Origin of the sequence: Streptodolium elevatio, assembly GCF_040649515.1 — a bacterium.
Taxonomy (GTDB): domain Bacteria; phylum Actinomycetota; class Actinomycetes; order Streptomycetales; family Streptomycetaceae; genus Yinghuangia; species Yinghuangia elevatio.
The window spans coordinates 1-18,792 of sequence record NZ_JBEZFP010000033.1 but is presented as its reverse complement, the minus strand read 5'-3'; the positions used below and the strand labels follow the sequence as shown (position 1 = coordinate 18,792).

12 protein-coding genes are annotated in these 18,792 nt (G+C 71.5%); 3 read left to right on the top strand and 9 right to left on the bottom strand.

Going from position 1 to position 18,792, the window contains the following annotated elements:
* Window positions 1-66: 66 nt before the first annotated feature.
* From ispG to AB0C36_RS15275, 7 genes are all read right to left on the bottom strand, one after another.
* Window positions 67-1,224: a flavodoxin-dependent (E)-4-hydroxy-3-methylbut-2-enyl-diphosphate synthase gene (gene ispG, locus AB0C36_RS15305; RefSeq protein WP_358353901.1), complete on the bottom strand. Its 1,158-nt coding sequence runs from the start codon at window positions 1,222-1,224 to the stop codon at window positions 67-69.
* A 266-nt stretch (window positions 1,225-1,490) separates the two neighbouring features.
* Window positions 1,491-2,792 (bottom strand): M50 family metallopeptidase, encoded by a 1,302-nt coding sequence (locus AB0C36_RS15300; RefSeq protein WP_358353900.1) that lies wholly within the window; start codon window positions 2,790-2,792, stop codon window positions 1,491-1,493.
* Window positions 2,789-4,057, bottom strand: coding sequence for a 1-deoxy-D-xylulose-5-phosphate reductoisomerase (gene dxr, locus AB0C36_RS15295; RefSeq protein ID WP_358353898.1), 1,269 nt, complete (start codon window positions 4,055-4,057; stop codon window positions 2,789-2,791). Before dxr ends, AB0C36_RS15300 begins: the two co-directional genes overlap by 4 nt.
* A 156-nt stretch (window positions 4,058-4,213) precedes the next feature.
* Window positions 4,214-6,124 (bottom strand): acyl-CoA dehydrogenase family protein, encoded by a 1,911-nt coding sequence (locus AB0C36_RS15290; protein ID WP_358353897.1) that lies wholly within the window; start codon window positions 6,122-6,124, stop codon window positions 4,214-4,216.
* A 294-nt stretch (window positions 6,125-6,418) separates the two neighbouring features.
* On the bottom strand, window positions 6,419-7,861 hold the full coding sequence (locus AB0C36_RS15285; RefSeq protein WP_358353894.1) for an aldehyde dehydrogenase family protein: 1,443 nt from the start codon (window positions 7,859-7,861) through the stop codon (window positions 6,419-6,421).
* A gap of 173 nt (window positions 7,862-8,034) precedes the next feature.
* Window positions 8,035-9,720: a PucR family transcriptional regulator ligand-binding domain-containing protein gene (locus tag AB0C36_RS15280; protein ID WP_358353893.1), complete on the bottom strand. Its 1,686-nt coding sequence runs from the start codon at window positions 9,718-9,720 to the stop codon at window positions 8,035-8,037.
* 363 nt (window positions 9,721-10,083) lie between these two features.
* A complete protein-coding gene (locus AB0C36_RS15275; protein WP_358353891.1) occupies window positions 10,084-12,486 on the bottom strand; it encodes a type IV secretory system conjugative DNA transfer family protein in 2,403 nt (800 codons plus the stop codon).
* Between the two features lie 237 nt (window positions 12,487-12,723).
* Here AB0C36_RS15275 and gabT point away from each other — a divergent pair, with 237 nt between their 5' ends.
* Entirely contained in the window at window positions 12,724-14,079 is a 1,356-nt protein-coding gene (gabT, locus tag AB0C36_RS15270; protein ID WP_358353888.1) for a 4-aminobutyrate--2-oxoglutarate transaminase, read from the top strand.
* 240 nt (window positions 14,080-14,319) lie between these two features.
* On the opposite strand, the gene AB0C36_RS15265 is transcribed toward gabT, so the two are convergent.
* Window positions 14,320-14,805: an STAS domain-containing protein gene (locus tag AB0C36_RS15265; protein ID WP_358353886.1), complete on the bottom strand. Its 486-nt coding sequence runs from the start codon at window positions 14,803-14,805 to the stop codon at window positions 14,320-14,322.
* Window positions 14,806-15,157: 352 nt separating this feature from the next.
* Between AB0C36_RS15265 and AB0C36_RS15260 the strand changes: the two genes are divergently transcribed.
* Window positions 15,158-16,006, top strand: a complete 849-nt coding sequence (locus AB0C36_RS15260; protein WP_358353884.1) for a phosphatase PAP2 family protein — start codon at window positions 15,158-15,160, stop codon at window positions 16,004-16,006.
* Here the strand turns inward: AB0C36_RS15260 and AB0C36_RS15255 are convergent.
* A complete protein-coding gene (locus AB0C36_RS15255) occupies window positions 15,967-16,911 on the bottom strand; it encodes an NAD(P)H-dependent flavin oxidoreductase (RefSeq protein ID WP_358353881.1) in 945 nt (314 codons plus the stop codon). The genes AB0C36_RS15260 and AB0C36_RS15255 overlap by 40 nt on opposite strands.
* A gap of 352 nt (window positions 16,912-17,263) precedes the next feature.
* Between AB0C36_RS15255 and AB0C36_RS15250 the strand changes: the two genes are divergently transcribed.
* On the top strand, window positions 17,264-18,712 hold the full coding sequence (locus AB0C36_RS15250) for an APC family permease (RefSeq protein ID WP_358353879.1): 1,449 nt from the start codon (window positions 17,264-17,266) through the stop codon (window positions 18,710-18,712).
* Window positions 18,713-18,792 lie beyond the last annotated feature (80 nt).

Here is an 18,792-nt window from a genome sequence, read left to right as displayed (position 1 = left end):
TTCGCCGCCGTTCCCGCGCTGATCTCGTGACGCGTGCCCCCGAACGTCCGGGGGCAGTCCCGTCGTTCAGCTCACGTCGACGATCGGATCGCCGGAGATGATGCCGTCCTTCTGCATCTGCTCGGCGAGGATCAGCGCCTCCTCGATGAGCGTCTCGACGATCTGGGATTCCTTGACGGTCTTGATGACCTCGCCCTTGACGAAGATCTGGCCCTTGCCGTTGCCGGACGCGACGCCGAGGTCCGCCTCGCGCGCCTCGCCCGGGCCGTTGACGACGCAGCCCATGACCGCGACGCGCAGCGGCACCTTGAGCCCGTCCAGGCCCGCGGTGACCTGCTCGGCGAGCTTGTAGACGTCGACCTGGGCGCGCCCGCACGACGGGCACGACACGATCTCCAGGCCGCGCTGCCGCAGGCCGAGCGATTCCAGGATCTGGTTGCCGACCTTGATCTCCTCGACCGGCGGCGCGGACAGCGAGACCCGGATGGTGTCGCCGATGCCCTGGCTCAGCAGCGCGCCGAACGCCACGGACGACTTGATGGTGCCCTGGAACGCCGGCCCCGCCTCGGTCACGCCGAGGTGCAGCGGGTAGTCGCAGCGCTCGGCGAGCAGCCGGTACGCCTCGATCATCACGACCGGGTCGTTGTGCTTCACCGAGATCTTGATGTCCCGGAAGTCGTGCTCCTCGAACAGCGAGCACTCCCACAGCGCGGACTCGACCAGCGCCTCGGGGGTGGCCTTGCCGTGCTTCTCGAGCAGCCGCTTGTCGAGCGATCCGGCGTTGACGCCGATGCGGATCGGCACCCCGGCCGCGGACGCGGCCTTGGCGATCTCGCCTACCTTGTCGTCGAACGCCTTGATGTTGCCCGGGTTGACGCGGACCGCGGCGCACCCGGCGTCGATCGCCGCGAAGACGTACTTGGGCTGGAAATGGATGTCCGCGATCACCGGGATCTTGGACTTGCGCGCGATGTCCGGGAGGGCGTCCGCGTCGTCCTGACTCGGCACCGCCACGCGGACGATCTGGCAGCCGGAGGCCGTCAGCTCGGCGATCTGCTGCAGGGTCGCGTTCACATCAGAGGTCAACGTGGTGGTCATCGACTGCACCGACACCGGGGCGTCGCCGCCCACCGGCACGTTGCCGACCATGATCTGCCGCGACTTGCGGCGCGCAGCGATCGGCCGGGCGGGTACGGAAGGCATTCCCAGAGTGATCGCGGTCATAGCTGATTCAGTCCCGGGTAGGTCGGACGAAAGATGCTCGGCCCCTTCCGCCGGGTGGCGCACAGGTGGCGGGAGAGGCCGATCACCAAGCTACGGCACGCACCCGGTTGCCGGGTAAACGCGCCCGGTACCGAGCGAATCTGTTGCAGTACCGGCACACAGCGTTTCGACAACCACCCGGTCGCCTCTGGAAACGACCGGGTTGGTTGTCCGGATTCGATCGTCGTCGTGTCGTCGGGCCCGTCGCCGGCCGGGGCGAGTCGTGGTCAGGTCACCTTGACGGGGTTGACCACGTCCGCGATCAGGACCAGCACGGTGAAGCCGATGAAGACGACCGCCACCGCGTACGCCACCGGCATCAGCTTGGCGACGTCGAACGGGCCGGGGTCGGGCCGATTGAACAGCCGGGCGAGGCGGCGGCGCAGCGACTCCCACATGGCACCCACCATGTGGCCGCCGTCGAGCGGCAGCAGCGGCAGCATGTTGAACAGGAACAGACCGATGTTCACCATGGCCAGCAGCTGCACGAAAATGATCAGCCGGGACTCGGCGGGCACGTCGGCGGCCATGACCTCGCCGCCGATGCGCGCGGCGCCGACCATGCCGACCGGCGAGTCCTCGTCGCGCTCGTCCCCCTGGAACGCCGCGCCGAACAGCGCGGGGACCTTCTCCGGGATCCGCATGAGGCCCTCGACGGACTTCTCCATGTAGAACCCGAGCTCGTCCACCACGCCCCCGACGCCGAGCGTGTGCTGCTCGTTCAGCGGGCTGAAGCCGAGGAAGCCGGTGCTGACGTACTTGCCTTCGATGGGCCGGCCGTCGCCGTCGAGCTTGGCCATCTCGTTCTGGGCGAGGGTCGGCGTGAGCGTCACCAGTTGGCCGCCGCGGTCGACGACCACGGTGACTTGGCCGCTGCTCTCCCGGATCAGCGGGCGCAGGTCGTCGTACGACTTCACCGGCACGCCGTTGAACTGCACGATGCGGTCGCCGACCTGGAGTCCCGCGGCTTTGCCGGGTGCGGCCTCGTCCCCGGGCGCGCACTCGCGGCCCGCCTCGCTGGCCTTCACCACGCAGTCGGTCACCACCGCGACCTTCGTGCCGGGCTCCATGACGCCGTACGTCATCCACACCCCGGCCAGGATCGCCACGCCCAGCACCAGGTTCATCGCGGGCCCGGCGAACATGATCAGGAACTTCTGCCACGGCTTGCGGGTGTAGAAGAGGCGGCTGTCGTCGCCGGGACCGACCTCCTCGTACGACGCCTCTCGCGCCTCCTCGATCATGCTGCGCCACGGCGAGGTGCTCTTGGCCTTGAGGTTGCCGTCCTTGTCCGGCGGGAACATGCCGATGAGCCGGCAGTAGCCGCCCGCGGGGACCGCCTTGAGGCCGTACTCCGTCTCGCCGATCTTCTTCGACCAGATGGTCTTGCCGAAGCCGACCATGTACTGCGGGACGCGCACCCCGAAGAGCTTGCCCATGGCGAGGTGTCCGGCCTCGTGCCAGGCGATCGAGAACAGCAGGCCGACCACGAACACGACGATGCCGAGCACGGTCATGAACAACGTCATCGGGCTACTCCCAGTGCGTCGGCGACAAGTTCGCGGGCGCGGTGGCGGGCCCACAGTTCGGCGTCGAGGACATCTTCAAGTGTGAGGGCTTGTCCCCCGGTGCCGCGGACATCATGCTCGCCCAGCACCTGGGCCACAGTGTCGACGATTCCGAGGAAGGAGAGGTTCCCGGCGACGAAGGCGTCCACGCACTCCTCGTTCGCGGCGTTGAAGACGGCGGGTGCGGTGCCGCCGGTGGTTCCGGCCGCACACGCGAGCTGGACGGCCGGGAATGCCTCGTTGTCCAGCGGTGCGAACTCCCAGCTCTGCGCCTTGGTCCAGTCCATCCCCGGGGCGACGTCGGGCACCCGGTCGGGCCAGCCGAGGGCGAGCGCGATCGGCAGGCGCATGTCGGGCGGGCTGGCCTGGGCGAGGGTGGAGCCGTCGATGAACTCGACCATCGAGTGCACGATCGACTGCGGGTGCACCACCACGTCGATGCGGTCGAACGGGATGTCGTAGAGCAGGTGCGCCTCGATGACCTCAAGGCCCTTGTTGACCAGCGTCGCCGAGTTGATCGTGATGACCGGGCCCATGTCCCACGTCGGGTGCGCCATCGCCTGCTCCGGCGTGACGTCGCCGAGGTCGGCACGGCTCCGGCCGCGGAACGGGCCGCCGCTGGCGGTCACGACGAGCCTGCGGACCTGGTCGTACCGTCCGCCGCGCAGGGCCTGGAACAGCGCGGAGTGCTCGGAGTCGACCGGCACGATCTGGCCGGGCCGCGCGGCGGCCTTCACCAGCGGGCCGCCGACGATCAGCGACTCCTTGTTGGCCAGCGCGAGCATCGTGCCTGCCTTCAGCGCGGCCAGCGTCGGCGCGAGGCCGATCGACCCGGTGATGCCGTTGACGACGACGTCGCACGGGTGCGCGGCCAGTTCGGTCGCGGCGTCGGGACCCGCCAGAATGCGCGGCACCTTGTACTCGCCGGTCGCGTATCCCCGGCGCTTGGCCTCGGCGTAGAACGCGAGCTGGAGGTCCTGCGCGGCGGTCGCGCGCGACACGGCGACGACGTCCACCCCGAGCTCCAGTGCCTGGGCGGCCAGCAGGTCGACACGCCCGCCGCCGGCCGACAGGCCCACCACGCGGAACAGGTCGGGATTGGCCTTGACGACGTCGATCGTCTGCGTCCCGATCGAACCGGTGGAACCGAGCAGCACGACGTCGCGCCGCGCGGAGGGCTGCGCCGGGTCGGAGAAGGGGGCGTACGGATCTGCCAGGGAGTCCATCGGACCATTGTGACGGTCCTCGAAGGCCTCCCGTCGTACGCCCCCGGGACAATTCCCGCGCTTTCGATCTCCCCGGGGAACACGATGCTCCCGCCGACAGGCGAGCGGCCGACTTCTGCCGCTCGCCCGCCTCGTCGCGTCCGGTCCTGCGGTCGGTCAGTCGATCGTGCGGTGCGCGTTGTCGGTCTTGGCCGGTCCGGGGTCCGCCGCCGCGATCCATGCACCCGGGGTCGACGGGTCGACCACGCCGTCCTCCAGCCAGCGGTGTCGGCCCGCCATGACCTGCTCGGTCACCTTGACGTCGTATGAGTCGGTGTTGGTCCACAGACGACCGAACAACTCGTCGCAGCGCACGCGCGCCTGGCGGCAGAACAGGTCGGCCAGCGCGTACGCCGAACCGCCCTGCTCGGGGTCGCGCCGCCGCAACTGCTCCGCACGTACGCAGCACGCGCTCATCGCGAACAGCTCGGCGCCGATGTCGACGATGCGGCCGAGGAAGCCCTGCTTGCGCTCCATGCGCCCCTGCCAGCGCGCCATGCCGTAGAAGGTCGAGCGGGCGAGCTTGCGCGAGGCCCGCTCGACATACCGCAGGTGCCCGGCGAGTTCGCCGAACTCCTTGTAGGACGTCGGGACTTGCCCGGCCCCGGTGACCAGCTTCGGCAGCCACTTGGCGTAGAAGCCGCCGGCGTCGACGGCCGCCTTGCCCTTCTTCTTGAGCGTCGCCTCGGGATCGATGATGTCGCCCGCGACCGCCAGGTGTGCGTCGACCGCCTCACGGGCGATCAGCAGGTGCATGATCTCGGTGGAGCCCTCGAAGATGCGGTTGATCCGCGAGTCGCGCAGCATCTGCTCGGCGGGGATACCCCGTTCGCCGCGCGCGGCGAGCGACGCGGCGGTCTCGTAGCCGCGGCCGCCACGGATCTGCACGAGTTCGTCGGCGACCAGCCAGCCCATCTCCGAGCCGTACAACTTGGCGAGGGCGGCCTCGATGCGGATGTCGTGCCGGTTCTCGTCGGCCATCAGCCCGGTCAGGTCGAGCACCGCCTCCAGCGCGAACGCGGTCGCCGCGATGAACGCGATCTTGCCGGCGATCGCCTCGTGCCCCGAGATCGGGCGCCCCCACTGCTCGCGCTCCGCGGACCACTCGCGCGCGACGCGCAGCGACCACTTGGCGCCGCCCGCGCACATCGCGGGCAGCGAGAGGCGCCCGGTGTTCAGCGTGGTCAGGGCGATCTTCAGGCCCGCACCCTCGGGGCCGATGCGGTTGGCCGCGGGCACGCGTACCTGATGGAAGCGCGTGACGCCGTTCTCGATGCCACGTAGGCCCATGAACGCGTTGCGGTTCTCGACGGTGATGCCGGGCGAGTCGGCCTCGACGACGAATGCGGTGATGCCGCCCTTGCGGTCACCGGTCTTCGGCACTCGGGCCATGACGACGACGAGGTCCGCGACGACGCCGTTCGTGGTCCACAACTTCACGCCGTCGAGGAGGTACGCCTCGCCGTCCTCGGTCGGCACCGCCGTCGTGGCCAGCCGCGCCGGGTCGCTCCCGACGTCGGGCTCGGTCAGCAGGAACGCGGTGATGCCGCGCGCCGAACGGGGCAGGAACTCGCGTTTCTGCTCCTCGGTCCCGAAAAGTTTCACCGGCTGCGGTACGCCGATCGACTGATGCGCGGACAGCAGCGCGCCCAGTGCGGGGTTGACCGAGCCGACCAGAACCAGGGCCCTGTTGTAGTGGTATTGGCTGAGCCCGAGCCCGCCGTACTCCGGGTCGATCTTCATGCCGAGCGCACCGATCTCGCGCAGTCCGCGCACCACCTCGTCGGGGATGCGGGCGTCGCGCTCGATGACCGTCGGGTCGACCTCCTGCTCCAGGAAGCGCCGCAGCTTTGCGAGGAACTCCTCGCCGCGGGCGACCTGTTCGGGGTCGGGCTCGGGGTGGGGGTGGATCAGGTCGAGCCGGAACCGGCCGAGGAAGAGCTCCTTGGCGAAGCTGGGCTTGCGCCACTCGCTCTCGCGCGCCTCCTCGGCGACCTTGCGGGCCTCACGTTCCGTGACAGGGGGCATATCGGTGGGCCTCCTCGCGTGCGGGTTCCCCTCACGTACCCGGCCCGCCCCGGAGGATTCCGCCCGTTACCGGCCGGTGTTACCGCGACGTACCTACCCGAAGCACACCAAGGTCACCCGCCTGGCGGACGCCGAACGTCGGAATCACGCGGTTCCGGCAGCCACGCGTGCGCATTTCCGGGGCCGCGGCGGGCTCTAGCCGGCCGCGGGCCGGGCCGCGGAAACGCAAACGGGCCCGGCGCAACCCACCCCAGGTCGCCGGGCCCGTCGTATGCGGGGTCTCGCCCTGATGGCTCAGAGGTCGAGACCGGTGAGGACCATCACGCGCTCGTACGTGAAGTCGTCCATGGCGTACTTGACCCCCTCGCGGCCGACGCCGGACTCCTTGGCGCCGCCGTACGGCATCTGGTCGGCACGGTAGGACGGCGCGTCGCCGATGACCACGCCGCCGACCTCCAAGGCCTTCTGCGCCTTGAACGCGGTCTGCAGGTTGTGCGTGAAGACCCCCGCCTGGAGGCCGTAGCGCGAGTCGTTGACCGCCGCGAAGGCCGCGTCGTCCCCGTCGACCTTCGTGACGGTGAGGACCGGCCCGAAGACCTCCTCGCACGCGATCGTCACGTTGTCGGGGACCTCGGCGAGCACGGTCGGGGCGTACGTCGCCCCGTCGCGCGTACCGCCCGCGAGCAGCTTCGCGCCGCCCGCCACGGCCTCGTCGACCCACGCCTCGACGCGCTTGGCGGCGTCCTCGCTGACCAGCGGGCCGACGTCGACACTGTCGTCGCCGGGATTGCCGGTGACCTGCGCGCCCACCTTCTCGACGATCTTCTCGACCAGGCGGTCGTAGACGGCTGCGTCGGCGATGACGCGCTGCACCGAGATGCAGGACTGGCCGCCCTGGTAGTTCGAGAACGTCGCGATGCGCGACGCGGCCCACTCGATGTCCGCGTCCGACGACCAGTCGGCGAGCACGGCCGCCGCCGCGTTGCCGCCCAGTTCGAGGGTCACGTGCTTGCGCGGCACCGAGTCCATGATCGACCAGCCCACCGGGCCGGAGCCGGTGAACGAGATGACCGGCAGGCGCTCGTCCTGGACGAGGGCCGGCATCTTGTCGTTGGGCACCGGCAGGACACTCCACGCGCCAGCCGGGAGGTCCGTCTCGGCCAGGATCTCGCCGAGCACCAGCGCGGTGATCGGGGTGGCCGGGGCGGGCTTGAGGATGATCGGCGCGCCGACCGCGATGGCCGGAGCGACCTTGTGCGCGACCAGGTTCAGCGGGAAGTTGAACGGCGCGATGCCGAGCACGACGCCGCGCGAGAAGCGGCGTACCAGCGCATAGCGGCCCGTGCCGCCCGCGTCGGTGTCCAGGCGCATGCCCTCGCCGTTAAAGCGGCGGGCCTCCTCGGCGGCCCAGCGGAACACCGAGACCGCGCGGCCGACCTCGCCGCGCGCCCACTTGATCGGCTTGCCGTTCTCGGCGGTGATGAGGCGCGCGATCTCCTCGGCCCGCTCGCCGAGCCGCTTCGCGACGTGGTCGAGCGCCGCGGCGCGGCGGAAGGCAGGCAGCCCGGAGAACTCGTCGCGGACCGCGTACGCCGCCGCGACGGCCTCCTCGACCTGTGCGTCCGTCGGCACGCTCACGCGGCCCACCAGGCTGTTGTCGTAGGAGTGGGTGACGTCGAAGGCGGCCTCGCCGGTCGCCTGTCGACCGGCCAGCCAGAACGCGTGGGTCGTGGTCACTGGAACTCCATGGATCGCGTACGGGACGGACACGGCGATGCGCCGCTCCCCCACGGTAGGCGCGCCGGGAAGCGGGCGACCTTGTACGCGGTGTCCAAATGAGTGACGGCCTACATGCCTCAGTGGAAGGGCGGCGGACACGTTCCAGGCCGGCGCCGAGTCCAGGCGCCCGGCTACCCGCCGTCCCGTTCGGTCAGGCGCAGCGCGAGCCACAGCTCGGCGCGTACGTCCGGATCGTCGAGACGCCGCCCGAGGATCTCCTCGGCCCGGCGGATCCGGTAGCGCAGGGTATGCCGGTGCACGCCCAGGTCGCCGGCGGCCGCGTCCCACTGCCCGTGCCGGGCGAGCCACGCCCGTACGGACGCCACCAGGTCGCCGCGCGCGCCGGCGTCGTGTGCGGTCAGCGGGGCGAGGAGTTCCTCGGCCCAGCCGCGCACCGTGGGGTCGCCGAGCAACGGCAGCAGGGACGCGCCCGCGTGGCCGTAGACGGTCAGCACCCGCCCGGCGCGCGATCCGACACCGTACGCCTGCCGCGCCTGCCGGAACGCCTCGGCGCCCGCGCCCGGGTCCGCCGCCCCCGACACGCCCACCGCCAGCCCGCCGGCCCCCGCCCGGGCGGCCCGGTCCAGAACGGCGGCGTCGTCGGCCAGCAGCGACGCGGGGGCGACGAGCACCGTGGCGTCGTCGAACTCCGCGGCGAAGACCTCTTTGGCGGCCCCGGCGACCCGCTCCGCCAACGAGGTACGCGCGTCCTCCGGCCCGTGCGCGACGGCCACGAGCAGCGGGCCGTCGGGCAGCGGGGAACCCATGTCGCGCGCGACGGCCCGGACGAGGGAGTCCGCCGAGCCCGCGGAAGTGCTCCAAGCCGGAGGGGGCAGCCATGAGCGGGCGGGCTCGTCGGCGGCTCCCGGAGCACCGGCGGGTGCCTCTGCGGCCGACGTCCCAGGGCCGGACGCGTCAGGGGCGGACGCGGATGCATCGGCGGCAGACACCGCCCAGGGCGCGCCGAGCCACAGGCGGAGCAGCGCGGTGCGCATGCGTCCTTCGGCGGCACCGAGTGCGCGGGACTGCTCCAGCGCGAGCGTCAGCAGCGACGTGGCGGACCCGATGATCTGCCGGTCGGCCGGATTGGCGGCCCGGTGGGTGCCGACGGCGAGGAATCCCCGGATGCGGCGGTCCGCGCCCAGGGATTGCAGAACCACGCGCTCCCCGTGCGGCCCTGCCCCTTGCAACGAGGCGGACGCGGGCGCGGACATCCCGCGCAGCCGGGTCACGTCGGCGGCCAGCGCGGCGGCCTGGGCGCGGGCGGGCGTGGGACTGACGTGCACGGGTGTGCCGGACTGGTCGTACAGCGCCGCCCAGCCGTCCAGGCGCACCGCGAGCCGCCGGATGAGCGCGGCGGAACCCTCGCGCCCGAGCACCGCCCGGGTCAGCTCCTGCTGGGCGGCGAAGCCGGTGGTGACCGCCTCGTACTGGTCGGCGGCGATGGCAGACGAGACCATTTTGCTGATCGCGATGAACGGCGTCGGGCGCGGCACCGCGAACACCGGCAGCCCGCGCTCCTCGGCGGCCTCGACCACCGCGGCGGGCACCTTGGCGTGCGTGAGCCCGACCCCGATCCCGAGCCCGACCACATCCGCGTCGGCGAGGCGTTCGATGTACGCCCGCCGCTCGGCCGCCGACCGCCCGAGCTTCATGCCGGTCGTGAGCACCAGCTCGCCGCCCTCGAGATAGGGCGTGGGATCGGCCAGTTCGCTGGTGTGCACCCAGCGGATCTCCCGCTCGAGATGCCGCTCCCCGGCCAGCACGACCAGGTCGAGCGCGGGCGCTCGGACGAGCTGTTCGAGGGTGGGGGGCATGAGGGGGGTCCCGACGAGCTGGGCGGCGAATGCGCCGAAGTGGAGTAAGCGTGCCCTCCCATTCTGCCTCCCCGTCCGCCCCGCACACCCCGCCAAGCAGTGCCCGCAGCCATCCCCCCATGCGCGCCGCCCCGCCTGTTCAGGTCCCAACACCGTCGTTCGACCGACCCCGTCCCCCAGCTCCCGACGCCGGGACCTGGGTAGGCGTCTGCGCCTTACTCGGTCGTGTCACGCATGTGGCAACGCGGGCGGGAGGTCCCGGCTCGATATCCGTGATCACACGGCTTTGGACTTCGGGCCGACCGAGCCCTCCGCAGGGTTGGGCCTGCGGCCTGAAAGGCCTGCTGCCCCAACCCTCCTCCCTCAGGCAGCTCCTGCCTGGGGCTCCAGTTCCACCAGGACCGGGGCCGTACGGTCGCCCTCGCGGGTGGTCAGGCTGCACAGCACGTGGCGGGTCTTCAGTTCTCCAGTGATCTCCGAAGGAGTCCAGCGGTAGCGCTCGACCTTGCGGACGGTGACGCTCTCCGAGCCGCCCGCCGCCTTCTCCCCGAACAACGCCCCCATGACCGCGAAGCGGGCCTTGCGCAGGAGGCCACCCTCGGGCGACCCGTGCGTGACGGACCGCTCCTCGACCAGCTTCTTCCCCCAGAACTCGGCGAACGCCTCCGCGTCACGGGCCGCCGCACCCGGCAGGACGGCCTTGCACCCTACTGCCCCGAACACGGCGGCGCGCAGGCGCGGCGCGAAGTCGTCCATCGAGCGGACGGCCAGCAGCAGCCCCGCGTTGCGGGCGCGCGTCCAGGCAAGGCCGTTGGCCACGTAGTCGTCGACGTACGGCCCCGCCCCGTCGGCGACGAGGCACGCGAACACTCCGTCATCCGCCTGCTCGGGATCGCGGGCCGCGATGGCCTGCATGAACTGGCCGACCACCAGGCGACCCACGATGCGTGCGGCATCGGGGTACGCGGCCTCGTTCAGCGCGATGCGCACCCGCACCGGCCGGTCCACGTGGCGCATCGCGAACCGCTCGCGCCGCGGGTCGAACAGCGCGGCCATACCCGGCCGTTCGAGGACCGAGAGCCGTTGGACGAGGAGGCGCGCCGCATCGTCCGCGCGGGCCAGCGTGCGCAGCGCCCGCTCGAACTCCGTCTCCCGGCCCGCCCGCGCCAGCTCCGCACGCAGCGCGTCGATCGCGTCCGTGTGGCCGTCCAGCAGGTCGAGGAGCGCGGCGATCGCGGGGTGGTGGCCGTACCCCGCGACGTACGCGGAAATGGCCTGCTGGAGCGCCGCCCGCGCGCCGTCGCGGTGGCGGGCGTCGTCGTCGCCTGTGAGGACCGCGGCCGCGAGCCGGTCCGCGGCCTCCTCGGAGCCGCTGGCGGCGCCGTACGGGTCGAGCCCCCAGGGCGAGTCCGGGTCGCCGAGCACGATCTCGATGTCATACGCACCCGGCCGCGCGAAGGCGCCGCCCTTGGCGTCGAGGACGACGACCGAGGCGGCGCCGGCGAGCGCGGACAGGCTCAGAGACTCGACGACGGGACGCAGCAGGGCCTCGGACTCCCCTGCCCCCGACGGGCCGACGACGACCATCGACGTGCCGAGCACGTCCGGTTCGAGGGCGAAGCCGACGGACTTGAGCGGGGCGGTGTTGCGCTCGCTGTCGACCGCGCGGCCGACCTTGACCTGACCGGTCATGAGGTCGTGGACCGCACGCCGGGGGCGCACGTCGCGGGAGCCGGAGCCGTGCGTACACGCTCCGGCACCCCGCTCGGCGACCTCGTGCGCGACGTCGACCAGGTAGTCCTGGTCGCCGTCCCCGGCCTCCAGGACCCGGCGCAGGCGGAGGTAGTCGACGTCGCCGACGCGGCCGAGCTCGACCTCCTCGTCGAGCCGGTCTGCGGCGCCGCCGAGTCCGGCGTCGCGCAGCTCGGGCCACAGTTCGTCGTCGACCGGGGCGTCTTCCACGTCGGCCGAGGGGTCCGCTTCGCGGGGCGCGGTGGCGTACGGGCGGATCACGTCGCCCCAGCGGCCCCAATAGGCCGCCGCGGCAAGGAACGCGACGTTGTAGACGATGCGAATGAGCGGCTGCAGTTGGTGCAGCAGATGGCGGCTGTCCGGGAAGAGTTCCAACAAGAGCGAAACGAAGGGCCGTTGGAACATGATCCAGCCGACCACGCCCGCCGCCAGGCTCACCGCCGCACGGCGCCATTGCTCCTGCGACGGGCGGCCGTTGGCGTCCGCGCGCCGGTCGAGGCGTTTGAACGCGGGCGCGAGGTAGTGCCAGATGATCTCGTGCCAACGCCCGAGGTAGCCGAAGAACCCCACGTAGGCGAACCAGAACATCGAGGCGAACAGCGGCCACAGCCAGTCGGGGACGACGTTGACGACCAGCCACGAGTAGGCGAGTACGAACCAGCGGAATCCGACCATGGCCAGGATCAGCCACAGCAGGGCCCGCCGGATCAATGGCGTCTCCGGACGCCGCCTGGCCCGCTCCTCCAGTGCCCGCAGCCGCAGTTCGGCCTCGTCGCGGCCGTAAGCGAAGATCCCCGGCGCGTCACGGAACCGCGGCGCGAACACCCACGACCTCAGGTCGAAGCCGGTCCTCGGGCCGGCGGACGCCGGCTTGGCCGGGTGCGGCACGCCGCCCGGCACCGGGGTCCCGAAGACGGGCTCCTCCAGCTCCGGGTCGTGCCACCACTGCTGCCCTGCGGCATCGGTCGTCGCCGCGGCCTGGTTCCGGCCGTTCGCGCCCCGTCTGCGTTCCACGTCCATCCCGTCACCGCCGTGTCGATTCCCGCCACAGGGAACGCACTCAATGTAGTGGAACGCTGCTCACGCGTGATGATCATTCCGTATCCCGACACGCCCCGTCCGCGCAGGGACTTGTCCGAGGTGGACATGTGCGAGGGGGTGACTTCTCCGGTGTGGCGCATGCAGGGACCCGCCCCCTGAACCTAGCCTGCGAATCACCCGACCCCGGCCATCAGCCATAAGGAGACCTCGATGGGCGCTACGCAGCCCGGCGGGCCGTCGCTCCCCCAGGAGCGCCGCCTCGTCACCGCCATCCCCGGCCCCAAGTCCGTCGAGCTGATGGAGCGCCGCAACAAGGCCGTGGCGCGCGGGGTCAGCACGACCCTCCCGGTCTTCGTGACGCGTGCCGGGGGCGGTGTCGTGGAGGACGTCGACGGCAACTCGCTGATCGACTTCGGCTCCGGCATCGCGGTGACCAGCGTCGGCAACAGCGCCGAGGCCGTCGTGCGCCGCGCGACCGAGCAGCTGCAGCGGTTCACGCACACCTGCTTCATGGTCACGCCGTACGACTCGTATGTGGCCGTCGCCGAGCAGCTCAACGAGCTGACCCCGGGCGACCACGACAAGCGCACCGCGCTGTTCAACTCCGGCGCGGAGGCGGTGGAGAACGCGGTCAAGATCGCTCGCGCTTACACCAAGCGCAGCGCGGTCGTCGTGTTCGACCACGGCTACCACGGCCGCACCAACCTCACGATGGCGCTGACCGCGAAGAACATGCCCTACAAGGAGTCCTTCGGGCCGTTCGCGCCCGAGGTCTACCGGGTTCCGGTCGCGTACCCGTTCCGCTGGCTGACCGGTGCGGAGAACTGCGCCGAGGAGGCCGCCGCGACGGCGATCGACGCGATCACCAAGCAGATCGGCGCGCACAACGTCGCGGCCGTGGTGATCGAGCCGATCCTGGGCGAGGGCGGCTTCATCGAGCCGGCCAAGGGCTTCCTGCCGCGCATCGTGGAGTTCTGCCGCGAGAACGGCATCGTGTTCGTGGCCGACGAGATCCAGACCGGCTTCTGCCGGACCGGCCAGTGGTTCGCGTGCGAGGACGAGGGCATCGTCCCCGACCTCATCACGACCGCCAAGGGCATCGCGGGCGGCCTTCCGCTGGCCGCCGTCACCGGCCGTGCCGAGATCATGGACGCCGCGCACGCGGGCGGCCTGGGCGGCACGTACGGCGGCAACCCCGTCGCGTGCGCCGCGGCGCTCGGCGCGATCGAGACGATGCGCGCGCACGACCTCAACGGCACCGCGACGCGCATCGGCGAGGTCATGAAGGCCCGCCTGGGCGCGATGGCGGAGAAGCACCCGGCGATCGGCGAGGTCCGCGGGCGCGGCGCGATGATCGCGATCGAGCTGGTCAAGCCGGGCACCAAGGAGGCCGCCCCGGAGACCGCGGCGGCGATCGCGAAGGCGTGCCATGCCGAGGGTCTGCTGGTCCTGACGGCCGGCACGTACGGCAACGTGCTGCGCTTCCTGCCGCCGCTGGTGATGCCGGAGCACCTGCTCACCGACGGTCTCGACATCCTCGAGAAGGTCGTCGGCCAGGTCGTCTGATCCCGGCCTGTCCGAGCAGAACCCCGGCTGCGGCCCCCGTCCTTGGGGGGTCGCAGCCGGGGTTCTCCCCTTCGCGGGCACGGCAGTGGCACTTTGGTGTTTCCGGGAGAGCCCCGGGAGACCCCCGCGGCTACCCCAGGTATGTCCGGGCTGCCGGGGACCACTGCGGGTCCCACCCATGGGCTGCGGGCGGTGGCGGCTGCGGGCGTCGGCGGCTTCGCGAGCCGCGGTACGTGCCGCTCAGGCAGGCCCCGGCGCCCCGATCCGCAGCCCGGCCGCCGTGTCCCAGCCGCACAGCCGCAGGATGCGCAGCAACTGCCGGGACGCGCCGACCAGCACGAGGTGTCCGCCGTGTTCGGCCAGCTCGTGGGCGCTCTCGATGACGACGCGGAGCCCCGCGACGTCGATGAAGCCGAGCCGTGTGACGTCCACGGTCACCTCCGCCCCCTCGCGCGCGACGGCGCGCAGTGAGTGGCGGACGATCTCGACGTTGGCCAGGTCGACCTCGCCGTCCAGCCGGATGCCGCGCGGGCGTGCGGTGCGGACGACGCGGAGCTGGCGGTCGCTGGTGATGACGACGCCGATCCCGGTGTCGTTCTGCGCCCGTTCGCGCGGCGGAATCCTGGTGTCGGCGATCGAGGTGGTGAACCGGCGGACACGCGCCGGTGCGGCCGGTGCCGGAATCGACGGCACTCGGTGGGACGGGTAGCCGGACTCTTCAACCACCTTGGGAACCCTACCTTTGCGGACCGACGGCGGGCGGGGGTCGGACGACCGTGTGCTGACGTCACGTCACACAACCTCAGGCGGTTCATCGCCTGATCTGCCCCTCGTCGGTCCGGTTCCCGTCTTCGGGGACGCCGGATCACCCGTTCTGTGACGCCGCTCACATCCGGGGCTGACACCGTACATCGCCCACGTCGGACAATCCAGAGTGAGGCGGACTCCGAACGGGGACTCGGTTGGGTGCGTGCGTCAATCCCCCGCCGTCGCAGCGGCGTGGAGAAGCTGTGCAGGCTTTGTGTCGACCATGTCGGCGGGGAACAACTTGGGATGCTTCCACGTATCTTCGAGTGAGATGCACGCGAGGACCCCAGATGCCGGACCCGGCACGCCCCCCCGTCCGGGCCCCGGCGGACCCCATGCCGGCCTTGAGCAAGCCGGCGGCCGCCCCGGGACAACGCCCCCCGTCCCGGGGCGGTGGTCCGCGTACGGCCGGTCCGTCCTCGCCTCGATCCTCTTCCCCGCGGTTCTGGCCGTCTTCCTGGTGTTCCTGACCGTGCAGGTCGTCGTCGACGCGGGCCCGCTGATCCCGCTCGACGAGGCGGTTCGCGACGGCGTGCGCGACGCGGCCGCCGCCTCCGGCCTCGGCTGGCTCGACGGTCCGATGCACCTGCTCGCCGACCTCGGCGGCCCGGTGCCGGGCGGGGTCGCCCTGGTCGCGGCCTGTGCGTACGCCTGCCTCCGCGCTCCGGACCGCGCGGCCCGGCTGCGCCTGGCCGGCGTCGCAGCGGCATCGGTCGCGGTGGTCTCCGTGCTGGTGATCGCCGGCAAGAACGCGATCGACCGGGCGGGCCCGTCCGGCGGCGAGGTCACGGGCGGCGAGTGGGGTTTCTTCCCGTCGGGGCACACCGCGACGTCGGCGGTCTGCTTCGGCACCGCGGCGCTCGTGCTCGGCACGGTCCTGTCTCCGGCCGCGCGGCGCCGCACATATGCCGGAACGTCTCTGCTGTGTGCGCTGATCGGCCTGGCGCTGCTGTGGTGCGACTACCACTGGCTGGGCGACGTGCTCGCCAGTTGGGCGCTGTGCGGGATCGTGCTGTGGACCGCCGCCCGGGTGCTGCCGAGCGGCGGACACCCGGACCGCGGCGGTCCGGGCACCGGCCCTCAGTCGCCGAGTTCGGTCAGCTCGGCCGCCCGCCCGTAGGCCTCGTCCAAGCTCTTGCGGAAGCCGCGCATCGTCTCCTCGACAATTTCGGCGACCGGGCGCACCGCGTCGACCAGCCCGACCGACTGGCCCGCGGAGGCGAGCGACAGCTCCATCTCGCCCTCGAAGTACAGGCGCTGCACCGCGGCCAGCGAGCTCGCGGCGGGGCCGCCCGCCGCGGCGAGTTCGGCCGAGTAGCCGGTGCGCAGCACGCGCATCGTGGGGCTTCCCGTCCGGTTGACCACGACCGTGCCGGTCTCGTCGGCGTCCACGATCGCCTGCTTGAAGTTGCCGTGCACCGGGCTTTCCGCGCTCGACAGGAACCGGGTGCCCATCTGGACGCCTTCCGCGCCGAGGGCGAAGGCGGCGGCCATGCCGCGGCCGTCCGCGATGCCGCCCGCGGCGATGAGCGGCACGTCGGTGATCGCGCGTACCGCCTGGAGCAGGACGAGGAGCGAGACCTCGTCGGGGTTCTTGAAGCCGCCGCCTTCGGCGCCCTCGACGACCAGTCCGTCCACGCCCGCGTCGACCGCCTTGCGTGCGGCACGCACCGAGGGAACCACGTGGTACACCGTCAGGCCGTGCTCCTTGAGGAGCGGCAGGTGGCGGGCCGGGCTGCCGGCGGAGGTGGTCACGAACCGTACGCCCGCCTCGGCGACGTACCGCACGAGTGTCTCGTCGCGCAGGAACATCAGCGGCAGGTTGACCCCGAACGGCACACCGGTGGCGACCATGGCGTCGATCTCGGCCTTGCAGTTGTCGATCTCGCCGGACGACGTCTCGATCATGCCGAGCCCGCCCGCCGCGGACACCGCGGCCGCCAGCCGGGAGCGGGCTATCCAGCCCATCGGGGCCTGGACGATCGGGTGCCGGGCACCGGTGTGCGCGAGGACACGGTTGCTCATGGGGCGGAACGTACCGCGCACCGTCGTACGCCTGAAGTGAGCCTGCGGAGAGACGGCAGTCACACCGCCGGGGCAGGGCGGCGGCCGACCCCTGCAGCTGACAAGTTTTTGCCTGCGCCAAGTTGCGGATCCGGTTGCGGGAAATGCCTGCGATCATTGAAATCTGACGTCAGATCAGCTGTTGACCTTCGGATTCGGTTGTTAACGGCATCTTGACGCTCGAACAAACGGCGGATTACATAACGCAGCACCTTGCAGGCAGAGCCGTGTGTTCGACGCCGCACCCACGGCCGGCCTGCTCCCGTCACCGGAGGCGATACCTCGCACCCCCTGTTGAATCAGGAACGCGCCCATGGCTGAAGCAATACTCCCCAAGGTCGACGTGCCCCCGGCGACGGACAACGCGACCACCCCCACCCCGCTCCACGCCGGAGCCCCGAAGCCGCTCAAGCGGTCCATCGGAGTCGTCGGCGGCACGTTGCTCACGTTGTCCTGTCTGACCCCCGCGTCCTCGCTCTTCGTGATCGTGCCCGGCATGTTCGCGACCCAGGGCACGGGAACCGCGCTCACTCTGGTCATCGCCGCCGTCATGTGCGTCCTGGTCGCGTTCTGCTACTCCGAGCTGGGCACGATGGTCCCCAGCGCGGGCGGCGAGTACGCGATGGTCGGCACGTTCATGGGCCGCTTCGCGGCCTGGATCGCCTTCATCGTCGCGGGCATCGTCGTGATGGTGGTGCCGCCGATCATCGCGCTCGGCACCGGCGAATACATCACGTCGATCGTCAGCCTCGACGCCACGGGCATGAAGTGGGCCGGCGCCCTGGTCATGCTCGGCGCCACCGTCATGGGCCTGCTCGACCTGCGCGCCAACGCGTGGGTGACCGGCATCTTCCTGGCCCTGGAGGTCGTCGCCGCCGCGCTGGTCGCGTTCCTCGGCTTCGGCCACACCGAGCGCGGCGCGTCGACGCTGGTCAAGCCGGAGGTGCTGGCCGAGGCGGGCGGCATGAGCACGCTGACCCTGGGGGTGCTGGTCTCCGGCCTCGCGGTCGCGCTGTTCGCCCTGCAGGGCTTCTCGACCGCCGTCTACCTGGCCGAGGAGATGGACCAGCCGCGCCGGACCGTCTCGCGCACGGTCCTGTGGACGCTCGGTCTCGGCGCGGTCATCCTGATCCTGCCCACGATCGCCATCACGCTCGGCGCGGCCGACATGGAGACGCTGACCGAGGGCGACCTGCCGACCATGATCGAGGGCTGGAGCAGCCACGGCATGGCGACGTTCATCAGCCTGTGCATCGCGCTTGCGATCATCAACGCGGCGATCGTCATGGTCATCCAGAACTCCCGTGTCCTGTACGCCTCCGCGCGCGACCGCGCCTGGCCGACCGCGGTCAGCAAGGCCTTCGGCACCGTCAACCGCTTCGGCGCCCCGTGGGTCGCGACGCTGGCCGTCGGTGTCCCCGGCGCGGTCCTGTGCTTCGTCGACCTGACCCTGCTCGGCTCCGTCACCAGCGTCGCCGTCACCCTGCTCTACCTGGTCGTCGCCTTCGGCGCGCTGGCCTCGCGTCGCGGCGTGCACAAGCACACGCCCGCCTGGCGCATGCCGCTGTGGCCCGCCGTCCCGGTCGTGCTGATCGCCGGACTCCTGTACGTCATGTACGAGTTGGCCAAGAGCGAGCCCAAGGCCATGTACGTCACCTTCGGCATCATCGCCGCGGCCGCCGTCTACTGGGCCGTGTACCTGCTGCCCCGCAAGGACACCCGCTGGGTCATCACGCTCGCCGACGAAGGCGACAAGGACTGACCTCCGGCACCGGCCGGGCGACCTGAAGTCCCGGAGAGGGCCCCGCACTTCGCGGGGCCCTCACCGGCGTTGCCCGCGCC